Origin of the sequence: Chromohalobacter sp. 296-RDG, assembly GCF_029889885.1 — a bacterium.
Classification (GTDB): Bacteria; Pseudomonadota; Gammaproteobacteria; order Pseudomonadales; family Halomonadaceae; genus Chromohalobacter.
This window is the reverse complement of the sequence record NZ_JARANY010000004.1, coordinates 133,799-149,884: the sequence shown is the minus strand read 5'-3', so window position 1 is coordinate 149,884 and position 16,086 is coordinate 133,799. Positions and strand designations below refer to the sequence as shown.

Sequence of the window (16,086 nt, the reverse complement as noted above, 5' to 3'; positions counted from 1 at the left end):
CTTCCCCATGCGAGAGTAGGTCATCGTCAGGCATTTATTTCGAACCCCGGCCATTGGTCGGGGTTCATTCATTGAGGGCCTTCCCCATGGAGAGTCCCGGATGGCCGGCCCGTCATCGTCAGGCATTTCAGGCATTTATTCGAAAACCCCCGCTTCGAAAGAGGCGGGGGTTTTGTCGTTTATGGGGCTGAAAAACGCTGCAATATCGGCCGCCAGAGTGAAAACTTTAGTCTTTTGAATGCCGGGAGTCGCGAGAGTTCTCGTTGCTATTCTCCCTCCCTAATATGCTGGAGGTTTGCTAGGGTAGGGCACAGACATCAGCAGACGTAAGCTTGCGATGAAACGCATCTAAAAGGGGAAGAGGCGGTTATGGCTTCCATCTCGTCACTAGGCGTTGGCTCCGGCCTTGATCTCAACGGGCTGCTTGATCAACTTCAAGAGTCAGAGCAACAGAAACTCGTGCCCATCCAGCAGCAGCAGGCCGACCAGAAAACGAAGATATCGGCTTATGGCAAGCTGCAGGGTGCCTTGTCGAACGTGCAGTCATCCGCAAGCGACTTGAATGATCCCGAGCTTTTCAACAGCGTGACCAGCAATGTCGAGGGCGACAGCGTGAGTGCCGCCGCAACGCCCGATGCTCCGCCTGGGCGTTATGATGTTGACGTCGAACAATTAGCCACAGCTTCCAGTATGGCGACACAAGGCGTCGATGAAGAAGCCGTTCTCAATGCTGGGGCCGAGGCGAGCCTCGATGTTGCATTAGGCGACGGGACGACAAAGAACGTCACAATTGAAGCAGACAGTACGCTGAGCGATGTGCGCGATGCGATCAACGCCAGCGATACTGGAGTGTCGTCCTCCGTCGTTTTTGACGGTGATCAACATCGCTTGGCTCTGGCGTCCAAAGATACGGGAGAGCAGGCGGCGATAGATAGCGTCACCTTCAATGGTCTCGATGGATTGACGTTAGATGCTGATACGGAAATCGAAGCTCAGGATGCCAAGCTGAACGTCAATGGCATTGCCATCACGAGCGATAGCAATCAGGTCGAAGAGGCCATTCAGGGCACGACACTGAGCCTGACGGATACTGGTGAGTCCACGGTAACGGTAGCACGTGACGAGGAGTCGATCCGGGGCGCCATCACGGGATTCGTCGATAGTTACAACGATATGAAATCGACCACTGCTGATCTCACTAGTTTCAGCTCCGAGGATGGCGAGACGCAAGCCGGCGACTTGTTGGGTGACAGCACGACGCGTATGGCGGAATCCCGACTGCGAAGCACGATGACCGAACGCGTCGGTGATGAGGCGCTGCAAACCCTTGAAGATGCTGGTATTTCGATGAACGTCGATGGTGAGCTAGAAGTTGACGAGAATCGGCTCGACGAGGTGCTTGCTAGCCAGCCCGGCGACGTTCAGGCCTTGTTTTCTGGGACCGACGAATCAACGGGGATTGCGGGAAGAGTCGAGGAAGAGCTGGATACCATGCTAGGTGAAGACGGTATGGTGGAGGGCGCCGTGACCGGTGCCGAAAACCAGATGGACCGTCTCGACGAGCGTTACTCATCGATGGAAGATAGCATAGCGACCACGGTGGATCGTTATCGTTCCCAGTTCCAGGAGCTCGACAGCATGGTCTCCGAGATGAATCAGACTAGTGATTATCTCACACAGCAGCTGTCCGCGATGTAATTATCCGTCACTGTTACGCTTGCCATGATCGACGCCCGCCCCTCGTGCAGGCGTCTTGCTTTGTGGCTCTCCTTGCTAGCTGCATACAGCCTCGAGCGCTTCCACGAGACTCGTCATCTCATCATCCGTGCCGATACTGATGCGCAGGAAGTCGCTCAGTGCTTCCTTGTTGAAGTGGCGCACCAGAATTCCCCGCTCACGCAAGGCGTCGAAGAGCATACGCCCCTGATAGGCATCGTGGCGTACGAACAGGAAGTTGGTCTGCGAGGGCAACACCTCGAATCCCAGCGTTTCGAGGCAGCGTTGTGTCCACTCGCGTGTTGCGATGACGCGTTCGCGGCAGGCATCGAAGTATGCTGGATCCCGCAGCGCGGCAATGCCTGCCTCGATGGTGATGCTGTCGATAGGGAATGAATTGAAGGAGTCCTTGACGCGCTCCAGCCCCTCGATCAGTTCGCGCGGGCCGATTGCAAAGCCCAGCCGTAGCCCTGCCAGACTGCGCGATTTGGAGAATGTCCCCGTCACCAACAGGTTCGGGAAACGCTCGACCAGAGGGATCGCGCTTTCGCCTCCGAAGTCTACGTAGGCTTCATCGACCAGTACCACGCTCTCGGTATTACGCTCCAGCAAGGCAGCGATCGCCTCGCGCGGATGTCCGTGCCCGGTCGGTGCGTTGGGGTTGGCGAAGATGATGCCGCCATTGTCGGTATCGAAAGCCGTCAGTGGCACGCGCCACTGGTCGTCCAGTGCCACGCTTCTGTAGGACACGTCGTAGAGCTTGCAGTAGACAGGATAGAAGCTATAGGAAATCGCCGGCATCAGCAGCGGACGAGGCTGCCGAAAGAACGCTTGGAAGGCCAGTGCCAGTACTTCGTCGGAGCCGTTGCCGACGAATACCTGCTCGGTCGTGACGCCATATTCTTCGGCCAGTGCCTCGCGAAGCGCAGTGGCACCAGGATCCGGGTAGAGGCGCAGATGGTCGGCCGGGAAATCGCGTAGCGTCTGCTCGACGCCGGGCGCGGGCGGATAGGGATTCTCGTTGGTATTGAGTTTGATAAGGCGCTCGCGCGGCTGCTCTCCCGGTACATAAGGAGTGAGTTCGCGCACGGCGGGACTCCAGAACTTGCTCATGAACGCTCGCCCAAGCAGTGATGAGGTAGGCGTCCATGGTGACGCCACGCCTCGTGACGCGCAAGGCGCGCCGTGTTTAACAGCTCTGCTGTTGGCCGATGTAGGTTGTTCCGATGCGACTCGACCCTTGATTAGTTTACTAACGACCTCATCTCTTGCACATCGTGATGATCCCCAAGAGTTCTACAGGAGGCGACATGGCCTACGAATCGCTGCTTTCACCGCTCACCATGGGCAAGCTGACGCTCCCCAACCGAGTGCTGATGGCACCGCTGACCCGCGCTCGCACGCTGGATATGGTGCCCAAGGCGCTGCAGCAAACCTATTATGCGCAGCGCGCCGATGCCGGCTTGATATTCAGCGAGGCAACGAACATTTCTCCCACTGCGCGGGGCTATGTCTATACGCCGGGCATTTATACCGACGAGCAGGAAGCCGGTTGGCGGGGTGTCGTGGATAGCGTGCACCGTGCCGGCGGACGGATCGCCTTGCAGCTGTGGCACGTGGGGCGAATCTCTCATCACAAGATTCAGCCGGGTGGTCAACCGCCGGTGGCGCCGAGCGCGCTACGGGCAGAAGGCGCCAACTGCTTCCTCGAGTTCGAGGACGGCAGCTCGGGCCAGCACCCGACCAGTACGCCACGAGCCTTGGAAACCGACGAAATCCCCGCGCTGATCGATGATTATCGCCAAGCTGCCAAACGCGCCAAGCGTGCCGGATTCGACATGGTCGAGGTACACGCCGCCAATGCGTACCTGCTGCAACAGTTCATGGCGACGGGCTCGAATAAGCGTACTGACCGCTATGGTGGTAACCTGGTCAACCGGGCGCGCCTGGTCCTGGAAGTCGTCGATGCCGTCAGTGAGGTCATGGGTGCCGATCGAGTCGGGATTCGTATCTCACCGTTCATCGAGATCTTCGGTCTGAGCGATGACGAGTCGGAGGCCATGGCCTTCTATCTGGCCGAGCAATTGACGCGTCGCGGCATTGCCTACCTGCATGTCAACGAGCCCGACTGGACCGGCGAAGGACCGCAACTGACCGACACCTTCCGCCGAGAGTTGCGCAAGCGCTTCCCGGGAACGTTGATCTACTGCGGGCACTACACCGCCGAGCGCACCGAGGCGTTGATTCGCGATGGCCTGGGCGATGGCGCGGCCTTCGGGCGTCCGTATATCGCTAACCCTGATCTCGTCGAACGCTTTCGTCGCGATAGCACGCTCAATGCGCCCAATCCGACAACGTTCTACGGCGGTGGTGCCGAAGGTTACACGGACTATCCGACATTATCATGAGGTCTAAGCCTGCAAAGGGTGTCCGATGGCGCCACATGACGCTATGCTGTCACCCACGGGGCCGCGGGAGCGGCCCAAGACCCATTGGTTAGGAGGACTATCATGCAGATCAGGACGTTGCTCGCCGGTTCCGCCATGCTCGCCATACTTGCCGGTTGTGCCACGGGCACCTCACAGCAAGGCCAGCCTGGCGCGTCGGAGCAAGCCGAACAGCCGACCGTCTACAGCGGCACCTTGCCATGCCGCAGCTGCGACGGTATCGATCTTGAAGTGCAACTGATGGGTGATGAAGACGCGACTGCGGATGAACGCACCTTCGAGTTGCAAGCCGAATATCGTAACCATCCGGAGAATCCGCCGGCCGAAGAATACAGCGGCCAGTGGGAAGTCATCGATGGTGCCGCAGAAGACCCCGAGGCGACTGTCTACGAGCTGACGCCTGAAGGCGAAGGGCAGATCTATTACTTCCAGAAGCTCGATGCCAACACACTGGAACTGATCGATCCGCAACTGCGTCGCTTCGAGAACGGTGAAACGCTGCGCCTGCAACGCCAACAGTAATCGCGTTCTCGTATCACCGAAAAGGCGGCCCACGGGCCGCCTTTTGCATGTCTGGACCTTTCGTGGGGCATACCCGGACGAGGCGATGCCGGGCGCGATGATAGAATGTCGGTGATCAGCAAGGAGTGACGACATGGCCAAGGCGAAAAGCGCTTTCGTGTGCACCGAATGCGGTGCCGAGTACAGCAAGTGGCAAGGGCAGTGTTCGAGCTGTCGCGAGTGGAATACGCTCAACGAAGTGCGCCTGGGGAGCGCTCGGCCGCATGCGCAATCACCATCGACGACGGGGCGTAGCGGCTATGCGGGATTGGTCTCGCGCGACGTGGTCGACCTGGGCGAAGTCGACCTCACCGAAGTGCCGCGTTTCTCGTCTTCCTTCGGCGAGTTCGACCGCGTGCTGGGCGGTGGTCTCGTTCCTGGATCGGCGGTGCTGTTGGGCGGCAACCCCGGTGCCGGCAAGTCGACGTTGCTGCTGCAGACCGCTTGCAAGCTGGCCCAGTCGCACAAGGTTGTGTACGTCACCGGCGAGGAATCGCTCTCCCAGGTAGCGATGCGTGCGCATCGGCTGCAGCTGCCGATCAAGGGACTCAATATGCTCGCCGAGACCAGCATCGAAACGGTGCTTGCGGTCGCCGAGCGTGAAAAGCCCGCCGTGCTGATCATCGACTCGATCCAGACCATGCATCTGGAGGATATTAGCTCGGCGCCGGGTGGCGTGGCGCAGGTGCGTGAATCCTCGTCGGCGTTGACGCGTTTCGCTAAGCAGTCGAACACCGTGCTGATGCTGGTCGGGCACGTCACCAAGGACGGCACGCTGGCTGGCCCCAAGGTGCTGGAGCACATGATCGATGCGTCGTTGCTGCTCGAGGGCGGGGCGGACTCGCGATTTCGCACCCTGCGCGGGCAGAAGAACCGCTTCGGCGCGGTCAACGAGTTGGGTGTGTTTGCGATGCTTGAGCATGGCCTCAAGGAGGTCAAGAACCCCAGCGCCATCTTCCTGTCGCGCGCCGAAGAACAAGCGCCCGGTAGCCTGGTGATGGTGGTCTGGGAAGGCACGCGGCCGATTCTCGTCGAGGTCCAGGCATTGCTCGACGATTCGGCGCTAGGCAACCCACGGCGCGTCGCCGTGGGGCTCGATCAGAATCGCCTGGCGATGCTGCTGGCCGTGCTGCACAAGCATGGTGGCTTGTTCACTGGCGATCAGGACGTCTTCCTCAATGTGGTCGGCGGCGTCAAAGTGCTCGAGACCAGCGCCGACCTGGCCGTGTTGTTGGCCGTCGTCTCCAGTCTGCAGAACCGTAACTTGCCACGTGAGCTGGTGGCCTTTGGCGAAGTGGGGCTCTCCGGCGAGATTCGCCCCGTACCCAGCGGTCAGGAGCGTATCGTCGAGGCCGCCAAACACGGCTTCAAGCGTGCCATCGTACCGCGTGCCAATGCCCCACGGCAGGCGCCCGAGGGCATGGAAGTGATCGCTGTCGATAAACTCGGCGATGCCCTGGAAGCCCTGTAAACGCTGGCGCGCCGGTGATGTAGAATGGAGTGAACGATTGCCAAGGAGTGCCCAATGAGTGCCATTCGCCTGACGCAATACAGCCACGGCGCTGGCTGTGGCTGCAAGATCGCCCCCGACGTGCTGGACAGCATCCTGTCCAAGGCGGGCCCTGGTGCCACCGACAAGCGCTTGATCGTGGGCAACCAGGGCCGCGAAGACGCTGCCATTTATGACCTCGGCGACGGTCGCGGTCTTATATCGACGACTGACTTCTTCATGCCCATCGTCGACGATCCCTTCGATTTCGGGCGCATCGCCGCCATCAATGCTATCAGCGATGTCTATGCCATGGGCGGCACACCAATCATGGCACTGGGCATTCTCGGATGGCCGCTCGACAAGCTGGCCGCCGAAATCGCCGGCGACGTGGTAGGCGGCGCGCAATCGATCTGCCGCGAGCTGGGCCTTGCCTTAGCCGGCGGGCACTCCATCGATGCCCCCGAACCGATCTTTGGCCTGGCAGTGAATGGCCTGGTCGATCTCGATCATCTCAAGCTCAACAGCTACGCCAAGGCAGGCGACTTGCTGTATCTCACCAAGCCGCTGGGGGTGGGGCTTCTGACCACAGCCGAAAAACATGGTTGGCTGGAATCCGGTCACCAAGGGTTGGCGCGCCGCACGATGCTGAAGGCCAACCGGATCGGGATCGAGATGGCCAAGGTCCAGGGCGTGCATGCCATGACCGATGTCACCGGTTTTGGCTTGGCGGGACACCTCAGCGAGATCTGCCAGGCGAGCGGCCTCAAGGCGCGGATCGACTTCACCAAGCTGCCCCGGCTTGCCGAGGCGGAAGCGTACCGGCGGCGCGGGGCGGTGCCCGGCGGCACGCAGCGTAACCGTCAGGCTCTGGGCGAGGCCTTGCCCGATATGGATGCGGCGCATTGGCAGTGGTTGTGCGATCCCCAGACCTCGGGCGGCCTGCTGCTGAGCGTCGACCCCGCCTGGGCGGATGACGTCGAGCGCATCGGTCGTCAACACGGCCTCACGCTGGAAGCCTTCGGCGAGATGCGCTCCGCGAGTGGTGCCAGTGTGATCGAGGTGCGTGGGTGAGCCTACCGCAGATCGAGCCTGGGTTGGCGCTGCTTGAGCGCCCGTTGATCGATGTGCGGGCCCCGGTGGAGTTCGCTCAGGGTGCCTTGCCGGGCGCCGTCAACCTGCCGTTGATGGACGATGCTGAGCGCCAGGCGGTGGGTATTCGCTACAAGGAAGCCGGTCAGGCCGCCGCCATCGAGCTGGGCACGCAATTGGTGGATGGCGCCCTCAAACGGCGTCGTGTGTCGGCGTGGCAGGCGTTTGCCGAGCGTCATCCTCAAGCGCTGATCTATTGCTTTCGGGGCGGGCTGCGTTCGCAAATCGCGCAGCAGTGGCTGCAGGAGGCGGGCATCACCCTGCCGCGTATTCAAGGCGGCTGGAAGGCTATGCGCCAGTGCCTGAACGCCGAGATTACCTCGGCGGCGACGCGGCCGACGCTCGTCGTGGCCGGCCTCACCGGTAGCGCCAAGACCGAGTTGATTCAACGTCTCGACACGGGCGTCGATCTCGAAGGTCATGCGCGGCATAAAGGCTCTGCGTTCGGGTGGCATCCCTTGCAGGGGCCGTCGCAGATCGACTTTGAGCATGCGCTAGGTGTGGCGCTGTCGCGTAAGGCGCACGGCTGCGTGGTGGAGGATGAGTCACGCATGATCGGGCGGCTGGATATTCCCTTGTCTTTCTGGCGAACCATGGAAGCGGCGCCGCGCATTCGCGTGGAAATGCCGTTGGACTGGCGCCTCGAACAGATACGCAAAGACTATATCGAGACCCTGTGGCAGACCTATCGTGGCCACTATGGCGAGTGGCTGGGTTGGGCGTTGATGCGCAAGCAGCTTTCCAGCGCGCTCAAGCGTGTGCGTAAACGCCTGGGCAGTGCGCGTTTCCAGCGTCTGCAGCGTTTGCAGGCGCTGGCCTTCCGTGAACACGAGCGCGGCAACACCCAAGCGCACGAAGCCTGGCTCGCGCCGCTGATGCTCGAATACTACGATCCCATGTATCGCTATCAGCTTGAGCAGTCTCCCCATGAGGCGTTGCATGTCGGCGACTGGGAGAGCTGCCTGGCCTTTGCCCAGGACTGGTCGGCATCGCTCGTGCGTTAGATGAACCAGTCTTGCGCCTTGTCTGGGCTCAAGACCGGCGGGCGTGATGCAGCCAATCGAGCATGACGCGGTCGAGCAGGGCGGCCAGGCGGTCGAAACGCCGCGGTTCCTCCATGACCGTCTCGCGGGTTTGCAGGTAAGCGCCGTCGGCAGCCGCGAGCCGCTCGTCGAATGCCGCAAGATGATCGTAAAGGGCGCTGACCGAGGCGACGGTGGCCTCCAGGTGACATTGCAGCGCCACCACGCGGCCGCTGTCCCAGGCGAACCCTTGCAACGGGCTGGCGGTACTGCCGCCCAGAGGCGAGGCCTCGTCCGGTAAGCCGAAGACATCGTGATGCCAAGTGAATGCCTCGAAGCGTTCGGGCAGATTGAAGGGACTCTCGTCGGCCAGGGTGATAGGCTGCCAGCCGCGCTCGGCATAGGTACCCCGGGAGACGATGGCGCCCAGCGCCTCGGCGATCAACTGCGCACCCACACCGACGCCGAGCAGCGGCTTGCCACTCTTGAGCATGCGCGCGATCAACTTACGCTCGCGCTTGAGCCATGCTGGTGGCGTGTCCTCGTGGAGCCCGAACGGGGCGTCGAGCACGATCAAGGCATCGAAATTGTCGAAGATCGGCGGCGCCTCGTCCGCGTATAAATGGCAGGTATTATGGCTGTGGCCCATGCCCGTCAGCCAATCGGCGAAGCGCGCTGGGCCGAGATAATCCGCGTGCTGAAGAAAGTAGATATGCATGATGCGCCCATGATGGTAAAGCCGTCCCCCCGCAGCAAGTGGGGTCGTCGAGGAGAGCTAGCATGCCGCGAGCCGAGGTACTTGAACAGATTTATACCATCGTCGCTCAGATTCCCGAGGGGCGAGTGACAACGTACGGGCGCATCGCGAACATGACCGATGGCGCCACGGCACGCATGGTGGGTAGCGCCATGCGCCACCTGCCCAGCGGCCATGGGTTGCCCTGGCATCGCGTCATTAATGCCAGCCGACGCGTGACCGAGCATACTGGTGCCGTGCGTCAGTATGAAAAGCTGCGCGCCGAAGGCGTCGTGTTCGATGCCCGTGGGCGCGTTCTTCAAGACATACTCTGGCCCTGACGAGGCTGATGAGGAGCAATGATATGACAGCGTCCGCCGACGGCTTCCATGCCCGTCTGGATCAACTGCCCGCGCGGGCTCGGCTGGCCTTCATGGCGGCCTTGATCGAGCGCATGTGGCCCAACTATGCGTTGTATGCCGAGATGAGCGGCGTCGGCGACACGAAGGTAGTGCGCAACGTGCTCGACCTGGCGTGGGAAGCGCTGGTCGTGAAGGATGCGGCGATCGACTTCGACAAGCAGGCCGAGAAACTTGCCGAGCAGGAGCCGCCGGAAACCGATGACAGCTTCGGCGCGCGGCGGGCGGTTGAGGTGGTGATGGCCTTGGCAGCACTGCTCGATGCCTTGCGTGGTGAGGCGCCTGAGTCGCCGCGTGACGTGAGTCGCCTGTCACGCGATGGCGTGCATGCCTATATCGAGATGACCGACGGCGCGGAGGATGATGCCGAGCGGCTGGCGGCACGTGTGCGTGAGCATCCGTTGATGGATGACGAACACGACTTCCAGGAAGCGGTACTCGAGCACGTCGAGGCGCCGCTGACGCGTGACGCCCTCAAGTCGCTGCGACGCCTGGGGCGTAACGAAGGCGTCAGCAACCTGGGACTCAGCGCCGAGGAGTAGCCATCTCCTACAGTCGCATCTCGATCCCCTGTTCGACCATATAGCGTTTGGCGTCGGGGATGGTGTACTCGCCGAAGTGGAAGATACTGGCGGCGAGCACGGCATCCGCACCGCCTTCCTTGACGCCCGCGACCAAGTGATCGAGATGGCCGACGCCGCCGGAGGCGATGATCGGGACGCTGACAGCATCGGCGATGGCGTGGGTCACGCCTAGATCGAAACCGGCTTTGGTGCCGTCGCGGTCCATACTGGTTAGCAGCAATTCTCCCGCCCCGAGTTCGACCATCTTGCTCGCCCATTCCACGGCATCGAGCCCGGTGGGCTTGCGTCCGCCATGGGTGAATATTTCCCAGCGCGGCGGCTCGCCCTCAGCCGAGACCCGCTTGGCGTCGATGGCGACGACGATGCACTGGCTCCCGAAGCGTTCTGCCGCTTCGTGGACGAAATCCGGGTTGGTCACCGCTGCGGTGTTGATCGAGACCTTGTCGGCGCCGGCGTTGAGCATGGTGCGGATGTCGTCGCAGGTGCGAATGCCACCGCCCACCGTCAACGGAATGAAGACCTCCCCGGCGATGCGTTCGACCATTTCCACCGTGGTGCCGCGATCCTCGTGGCTGGCGGTGATGTCGAGGAAGGTGATTTCGTCGGCGCCCTGCTGGTTGTAGCGTTTGGCGACCTCGACTGGGTCGCCGGCGTCGCGGATGCCGACGAAATTGACGCCCTTGACCACGCGGCCGGCATCGACGTCGAGACAGGGAATGATGCGCTTGGCGAGTGCCATGATCAGCTTCTCCGTGTGGCTGGCGCGGCGTCGCACAGGCGCTGGGCCTCGGCGACGTCGAGTTTGCCTTCGTAGATGGCGCGTCCGGTGATGGCGCCGAGAATGCCTTCGTGCTCCACCTCGAGCAGTTCCTCGAGGTCGCCCAGATGCGTGACACCGCCGGAGGCGATCACCGGGAGGCCACCCTCGCGCGCCAGGTCGGCGGTGGCCGCGATGTTGACGCCCTGCATCATGCCGTCGCGGGCGATATCCGTGTACACGATCGAGGTGACGCCATCGTCGGCGAAACGCTTGGCCAGGTCCACGGCCTTGAGCGTCGACACTTCGGCCCAGCCATCGGTGGCGACATAACCGTCGCGGGCGTCGAGCCCCACGATGACGCGGCCCGGAAAGGCGCGGCACATCTCGGTGACGAAAGCCGGGTCTTTGACGGCTTGGGTGCCGATGATGACGTAAGACACGCCCGCCTCGAGATAGGCCTCGATGATCGCGGCGGTGCGAATGCCACCGCCGATCTGGATTGGCAGCTCGGGATAGGCGCGGGCGATGGCGGTTACCGCCTCGGCGTTCACTGGCTGGCCTTCGAAGGCGCCGTTGAGATCCACTAGATGCAGCCGGCGGGCTCCGGTCTCGACCCAGCGCGCGGCCATGGCCACCGGATCGTCACCATAGGTGGTCGAGTCGTCCATTCGTCCCTGCTTGAGGCGGACGCACTGGCCGTCCTTGAGATCGATGGCGGGAATCACCAGCATGACGTGTCCTCTCGGTATACGTGTGGCGCCGCCATCGAAAGGCGGCGTGTCCGGCCTGGACGTTCAGGGCGTCCAGGTGACGAAATTTTCGAGCAAGCGTAACCCGTCACGCGCGCTTTTCTCGGGATGGAACTGCACAGCGAAGACCGGGCCACGGCCGGTGGCGACATGCGCGGTATGCCCGCCGTATTCGGTGGTGCCGAAGATATCGCTGTCTTCCTGTGCCTCGACGTAATAGCTGTGCACGAAATAAAAGCGTGCGTCGTCGTCGATGCCCGCCCAGAGCGGATGCGGGTGATGTTGCGTGACGCGGTTCCAGCCCATGTGAGGCACTTTCAGGCGCTGGCCCTGGGTATCGCGAAGGTCACGCTCGAAATGACGCACGCGCCCTGGCAGATGGCTAAGGCACACCACACCGCCGTTTTCCTCGCTTTCTTCCATCAGCATCTGTTGGCCGACACAGATGCCTAGTAACGGCTTGGCCTGGGCGCGTAGCACTTCGTGAACCACACCCTGCAGATCGTTGCGCTGCAATTCGCCCATGCAGTCACGAATCGCCCCTTGGCCGGGCAGTACTAAGCGGCTAGCGCCACGGATGCTGCGCGAATCGTCAGTGATGACGACGTTCTCATGCGTGACGTGTTCCAGCGCCTTGGCGACGGAGTGAAGGTTACCCATGCCGTAATCGATGACCGCAATCGTCATGCTCGCTCCTTAGCGCGTCGTGAGAGCCTCACAGGCTGCCTTTGGTGGAGGGCATCCGCCCGGTCATACGGGGGTCGGGTTCCACCGCCATGCGCAGTGCGCGGCCAAAGGCCTTGAAGATGGTTTCCGCCTGATGGTGGGCGTTGAAGCCTTTGAGGTTGTCGATGTGCAGCGTGACCTGGGCGTGATTGACGAAGCCTTGGAAAAACTCCCAGAACAGCTGCGTGTCGAATCGGCCGATGTTCGCGCGTGTGAACTCGACATCCATGCTCAGTCCTGGGCGCCCCGAGAAGTCTACCACGACGCGGGAGAGTGCTTCGTCCAGCGGCACGTAGGCATGACCGTAACGCCGGATGCCGTGCTTGTCGCCGATGGCCTGGACGAAGGCCTGCCCTAGGGTGATGCCGAGATCCTCAACGGTATGATGATCGTCGATGTGCAGGTCGCCCTGAGCATTGATCTCCAGGTCGATCAGGCCGTGGCGCGCTACCTGATCGAGCATGTGATCGAGAAATGCGACGCCCGTTTCGGATTGGAAATGGCCCTCGCCGTCGAGGTTGATACGGACCTGAATCTGGGTCTCGTGGGTGTCGCGGGACACGGTGGCGACGCGCTCGGCCATAGGGGGTCTCCAGCACTTCGGACGTGAACGGGGCGCGCGATGCAGGCGTGGATGCGCAAGGCTCGCGGCGCCATGGAACGGTCATTATAGAGAATCGCCCCGGCCATCCGCTACAATGACGGGAGTTCAGGGGCGATGCCCACGTCCCTCCACCAATGCTCGAGGGTTTGTGACAGGGCCAGGGAGATCGTCCAGGGAGAGTAGGCATGCCGGTGACCTTGCAGGAAATCGATTACGCCGAATGGGAAAAGGATGCCCAAGTGGCGCAGGATCTCGCGCGCATCTACCGCGATGCTCCCACCGAGCGTCTTCCCGCGCCTGTCGAGGGCTTCATCGACGGTCACTTCACCCAGGGCGGCGTGTTCTGCTGCGCGTTATTCAACGCGCGTCGACTGGGAGCGGTCGCCGTGCGTCGCGAAACTCGCGTATGGTGGTTGTCACATTTCTGCGTACGTGCCGAAACCCGGCACCGCGGAGTCGGCTCACGGTTATTGATGCTGATTGCCGAGCGTGCGCAAGGCGAAGGCTGTACGCCGCGCGTTCCCACTGCAGTACTGATGATGGGGGACCAACTGTTGTTGACCCGGCTTGGCTATCATCCCGCCGCCGACGGAACGTACTATGAATTTCATCCATTAGCGTCACAGGGAGGGCGCCAATGAGAGCGCTGCTGAGAGCATTGCTGGCGGTGGTCGGGGTGTTGGCCTTGATCGTGGTCGGCGCCGTGGTCTATATCACCACGTTCTTCGATCCCAACGACCTCAAGCCCCGGCTCGTCGAGGCGGTGCGCGATCAAAGCGGGCTGGAGCTCAACCTGGACGGCCCCTTGTCATGGTCCTTCTATCCACGCCTGGGCTTCAGTGTCGAGCAGGCCGAGGCCTGGTTGCCCGAGCAGTCGCACGATGACTCGGCATTCGCGGCGCTCGACCGAGCCGAGGTCAGCGTGGCGTTCGCGCCGCTGCTCTCCGGCGAGGTAGCCGTGGAAGGGCTGACGCTGGATGGCATGCGGCTCAATCTCGAGCGCGACGCCGAAGGTCGCGGCAATTGGGAAGTCTTGCTCGATCGCATGGGGCGCGGCGGTGACCAGGCTGAAGAGGCCTTGGCGCCGGCATCGGCAGGGCCGGGGCTGAATCAGAATCCCGACAGTCTGCCCGTGGCGCTGGATATCGCGAGTGTCCAGGTACGCAACAGTCGAGTGCATTATCAGGACGCCCAGCGCAATTTGGATCTAACGCTCTCCAAGCTCAGCATGGAGGGTAGCAACGTCAACCCCGATGCCGCCTTTCCATTGCAGATGTCATTTGATCTCGACAGCCAGGCGCCTGAGTTGACCAGCCAGGTGAAGCTCAAGAGCCGTGTACGCTTGGGCCTGCGCGACGGCCGCTATGAACTCAACAACGTGACTCTGGAAACCAGCACGCAGTGGCCGGCGCTTTCCGATCAGGCGCAGGGCATCAATCTGAAACTCGGCCACCTGCTGGCCGAGACGCAGGAGCAGCATTACCGTCTCGATGACGCCAAGCTCGATACGCGGCTGCACCATCCCGCCGTGAAAGGCAAACCGCTTGGGTTGAGCCTGGGCTTCGACGGCGAAGCCGATCTCGATGCTCAAACCGCCCAGTTGCGTGATATCACCTTGAGCGGCGATGACGACCTGAACCTGACGGGGACACTGAGCTTTACCCAACTGCTCGGGACGCCGCAGTACACCGGACAGCTCAAGCTGGCGCCGCTTCCCCTGCGGGATTGGCTCAAGCGTTTCGATGCCCTGCCCGAGACCGGGGATGAAAAGGCGCTGAGCGAGCTCGCCATGACCAGCCCCGTGCATGGCGATCTCCAGCGCATCAATTTCTCGAATCTTAGCCTGTTGCTCGATGGCGAAACGCTGACCGGGGAGTTGGGCGCCGGTTTCGATGGCCAGTGGCTGAGTTTCGATCTTCAGGGCGAGCGTCTCGATCTGGACGCCTATCTGCCGCCCGCCGGGAAGGATGGCGAAAGTGCAGAGAAGGGTAAGGACGAAGACACGGCGAGCGTCGTCGAAACGCTGGGCGTCTCGTCGGCCTATGCCGCCGCCGAGAGCGCCGGCTTGCTTCCCGCTGAATGGCTGTCCAACTTGACGTTGGATGGCAAGTTGGACGTGAACACCGTGATCCTCAAGGGCATGACACTTCAGGATGTAGCGCTGCGCGTGGCGGGTGACGACGGGCGTCAGCGTCTGGAGTCCCTGTCGGCCAAGCTCTACGATGGCACGTTCGACGCCCAGGGTAGCTTGGATCTCCGTCAATCGCCGTTGCGCCTGGCCATGACGCAGTCGCTCTCCGGGGTGCAGATCGCGCCGTTGTATAAAGATATCAACGACGCGGAATCGCCCTTGCGCGGCCGGCTCAATCTGGAAAGCGACGTCACCTCGCAGACCAATCAGCTCGAGTCGCTCAAGCGCCATCTCAACGGTACGGCTTCGCTACGCATCGACGACGGCGCGATGCTCGACGTCAATGTCTCGCGTCAGCTATGTACCGCCGCTGCCATGTTGGACGGCAACCAGTCGGATCGCGAATGGAGCGACGACACGCCCTTCGACACGTTGTCGGCGAGTCTCGATATCACCGATGGCGTGGCGCGCAACGACGATCTCGAGGTGCGCATTCCGGGCATCGAAATGACTGGCGCGGGCTCGTTCAACATTCCTACCGAGCGTTTCGATTACGATCTCAAGGCGCGCTTCATCGATACCGCCGACCAAAATGCCTGTCGGGTAACCTCGCGCCTGCAACAGGTAAGCCTGCCGGTGCGTTGTGAAGGGCAACTGGGCGGAGAGCCGGGTGAATGGTGTCGCTTCGATCGTGAGGCCTTCCAGGACACGTTGGGAGAGCTGGCCAAGGATAAAGCCAAGCACGAAGCCGGTGATAAGCTCGATGAAGCGCTGGAAGACAACCTCGACAGCGATACTGCGCGCAAGATCGACGAAACGTTGGGAGAAGGCTCCGCCAAGGAACTCGGGGACAAGTTGCGTGGTCTACTCAAGTGAGCAAAGCCTAAAGCCAGTCCCTGCGCCGACACCTGTCGGCGCTTTTTTTAGTATCTACCTGACCCCTCATCCCCATGATCTGACGGCATCGCCGCCGGCTGGACGATAACGCGC

The 16,086-nt window shown here is 61.8% G+C and carries 16 protein-coding genes; 10 read left to right on the top strand and 6 right to left on the bottom strand.

The features are described 5' to 3' along the window. Positions 1 to 369 precede the first annotated feature (369 nt). The gene (gene fliD / locus OP495_RS03485) at positions 370 to 1,698 is read left to right on the top strand and encodes a flagellar filament capping protein FliD (RefSeq protein WP_280567247.1); all 1,329 of its coding nucleotides are present in this window, start codon (positions 370 to 372) and stop codon (positions 1,696 to 1,698) included. A 75-nt stretch (positions 1,699 to 1,773) separates the two neighbouring features. Here fliD and hisC read toward each other — a convergent pair whose 3' ends face one another. Then, positions 1,774 to 2,829, bottom strand: coding sequence for a histidinol-phosphate transaminase (gene hisC / locus OP495_RS03480; RefSeq protein WP_280562657.1), 1,056 nt, complete (start codon positions 2,827 to 2,829; stop codon positions 1,774 to 1,776). A gap of 197 nt (positions 2,830 to 3,026) precedes the next feature. On the opposite strand from hisC, the gene OP495_RS03475 reads away from it, so the two are divergent. The 5 genes from OP495_RS03475 (at position 3,027) to mnmH (ending at position 8,369) form a co-directional block, all read left to right on the top strand. Beyond that, on the top strand, positions 3,027 to 4,124 hold the full coding sequence (locus OP495_RS03475) for an alkene reductase (RefSeq protein ID WP_280567245.1): 1,098 nt from the start codon (positions 3,027 to 3,029) through the stop codon (positions 4,122 to 4,124). 102 nt (positions 4,125 to 4,226) lie between these two features. Beyond that, a complete protein-coding gene (locus OP495_RS03470; RefSeq protein WP_280562659.1) occupies positions 4,227 to 4,685 on the top strand; it encodes a copper resistance protein NlpE N-terminal domain-containing protein in 459 nt (152 codons plus the stop codon). A 133-nt stretch (positions 4,686 to 4,818) separates the two neighbouring features. After that, positions 4,819 to 6,195, top strand: a complete 1,377-nt coding sequence (radA, locus tag OP495_RS03465; protein ID WP_280562660.1) for a DNA repair protein RadA — start codon at positions 4,819 to 4,821, stop codon at positions 6,193 to 6,195. A 54-nt stretch (positions 6,196 to 6,249) separates the two neighbouring features. Then, positions 6,250 to 7,287: a selenide, water dikinase SelD gene (gene selD, locus OP495_RS03460; RefSeq protein WP_280567243.1), complete on the top strand. Its 1,038-nt coding sequence runs from the start codon at positions 6,250 to 6,252 to the stop codon at positions 7,285 to 7,287. After that, on the top strand, positions 7,284 to 8,369 hold the full coding sequence (mnmH, locus tag OP495_RS03455; RefSeq protein WP_280567241.1) for a tRNA 2-selenouridine(34) synthase MnmH: 1,086 nt from the start codon (positions 7,284 to 7,286) through the stop codon (positions 8,367 to 8,369). Before selD ends, mnmH begins: the two co-directional genes overlap by 4 nt. Before the next feature lie 28 nt (positions 8,370 to 8,397). On the opposite strand, the gene OP495_RS03450 is transcribed toward mnmH, so the two are convergent. After that, on the bottom strand, positions 8,398 to 9,105 hold the full coding sequence (locus OP495_RS03450; protein WP_280567237.1) for a type 1 glutamine amidotransferase: 708 nt from the start codon (positions 9,103 to 9,105) through the stop codon (positions 8,398 to 8,400). A 62-nt stretch (positions 9,106 to 9,167) separates the two neighbouring features. On the opposite strand from OP495_RS03450, the gene OP495_RS03445 reads away from it, so the two are divergent. Both OP495_RS03445 and OP495_RS03440 read left to right on the top strand, forming a co-directional pair. Beyond that, positions 9,168 to 9,464: an MGMT family protein gene (locus OP495_RS03445; protein WP_280567234.1), complete on the top strand. Its 297-nt coding sequence runs from the start codon at positions 9,168 to 9,170 to the stop codon at positions 9,462 to 9,464. Positions 9,465 to 9,487: 23 nt separating this feature from the next. Then, on the top strand, positions 9,488 to 10,084 hold the full coding sequence (locus tag OP495_RS03440; protein ID WP_280562664.1) for a YjaG family protein: 597 nt from the start codon (positions 9,488 to 9,490) through the stop codon (positions 10,082 to 10,084). Positions 10,085 to 10,091: 7 nt separating this feature from the next. Here the strand turns inward: OP495_RS03440 and hisF are convergent, their stop codons facing one another. From hisF to hisB, 4 genes are all read right to left on the bottom strand, one after another. Next, complete coding sequence (hisF, locus tag OP495_RS03435; RefSeq protein WP_280567233.1) at positions 10,092 to 10,865, bottom strand: imidazole glycerol phosphate synthase subunit HisF; 774 nt, start codon at positions 10,863 to 10,865, stop codon at positions 10,092 to 10,094. A gap of 2 nt (positions 10,866 to 10,867) precedes the next feature. Then, positions 10,868 to 11,617: a 1-(5-phosphoribosyl)-5-[(5-phosphoribosylamino)methylideneamino]imidazole-4-carboxamide isomerase gene (gene hisA / locus OP495_RS03430; protein ID WP_280567230.1), complete on the bottom strand. Its 750-nt coding sequence runs from the start codon at positions 11,615 to 11,617 to the stop codon at positions 10,868 to 10,870. A gap of 63 nt (positions 11,618 to 11,680) precedes the next feature. Beyond that, positions 11,681 to 12,322 carry an imidazole glycerol phosphate synthase subunit HisH gene (hisH, locus tag OP495_RS03425; RefSeq protein ID WP_280562668.1) on the bottom strand — a complete coding sequence of 214 codons (642 nt, stop codon included), beginning with the start codon at positions 12,320 to 12,322 and terminating at the stop codon, positions 11,681 to 11,683. Between the two features lie 28 nt (positions 12,323 to 12,350). Then, positions 12,351 to 12,944: an imidazoleglycerol-phosphate dehydratase HisB gene (gene hisB / locus OP495_RS03420; RefSeq protein WP_280562669.1), complete on the bottom strand. Its 594-nt coding sequence runs from the start codon at positions 12,942 to 12,944 to the stop codon at positions 12,351 to 12,353. A 206-nt stretch (positions 12,945 to 13,150) separates the two neighbouring features. On the opposite strand from hisB, the gene OP495_RS03415 reads away from it, so the two are divergent. Continuing rightward, complete coding sequence (locus OP495_RS03415; RefSeq protein WP_280562670.1) at positions 13,151 to 13,606, top strand: acetyl-CoA sensor PanZ family protein; 456 nt, start codon at positions 13,151 to 13,153, stop codon at positions 13,604 to 13,606. Further along, the gene (locus tag OP495_RS03410) at positions 13,603 to 15,972 is read left to right on the top strand and encodes an AsmA family protein (RefSeq protein ID WP_280567227.1); all 2,370 of its coding nucleotides are present in this window, start codon (positions 13,603 to 13,605) and stop codon (positions 15,970 to 15,972) included. Before OP495_RS03415 ends, OP495_RS03410 begins: the two co-directional genes overlap by 4 nt. Positions 15,973 to 16,086: the final 114 nt, after the last annotated feature.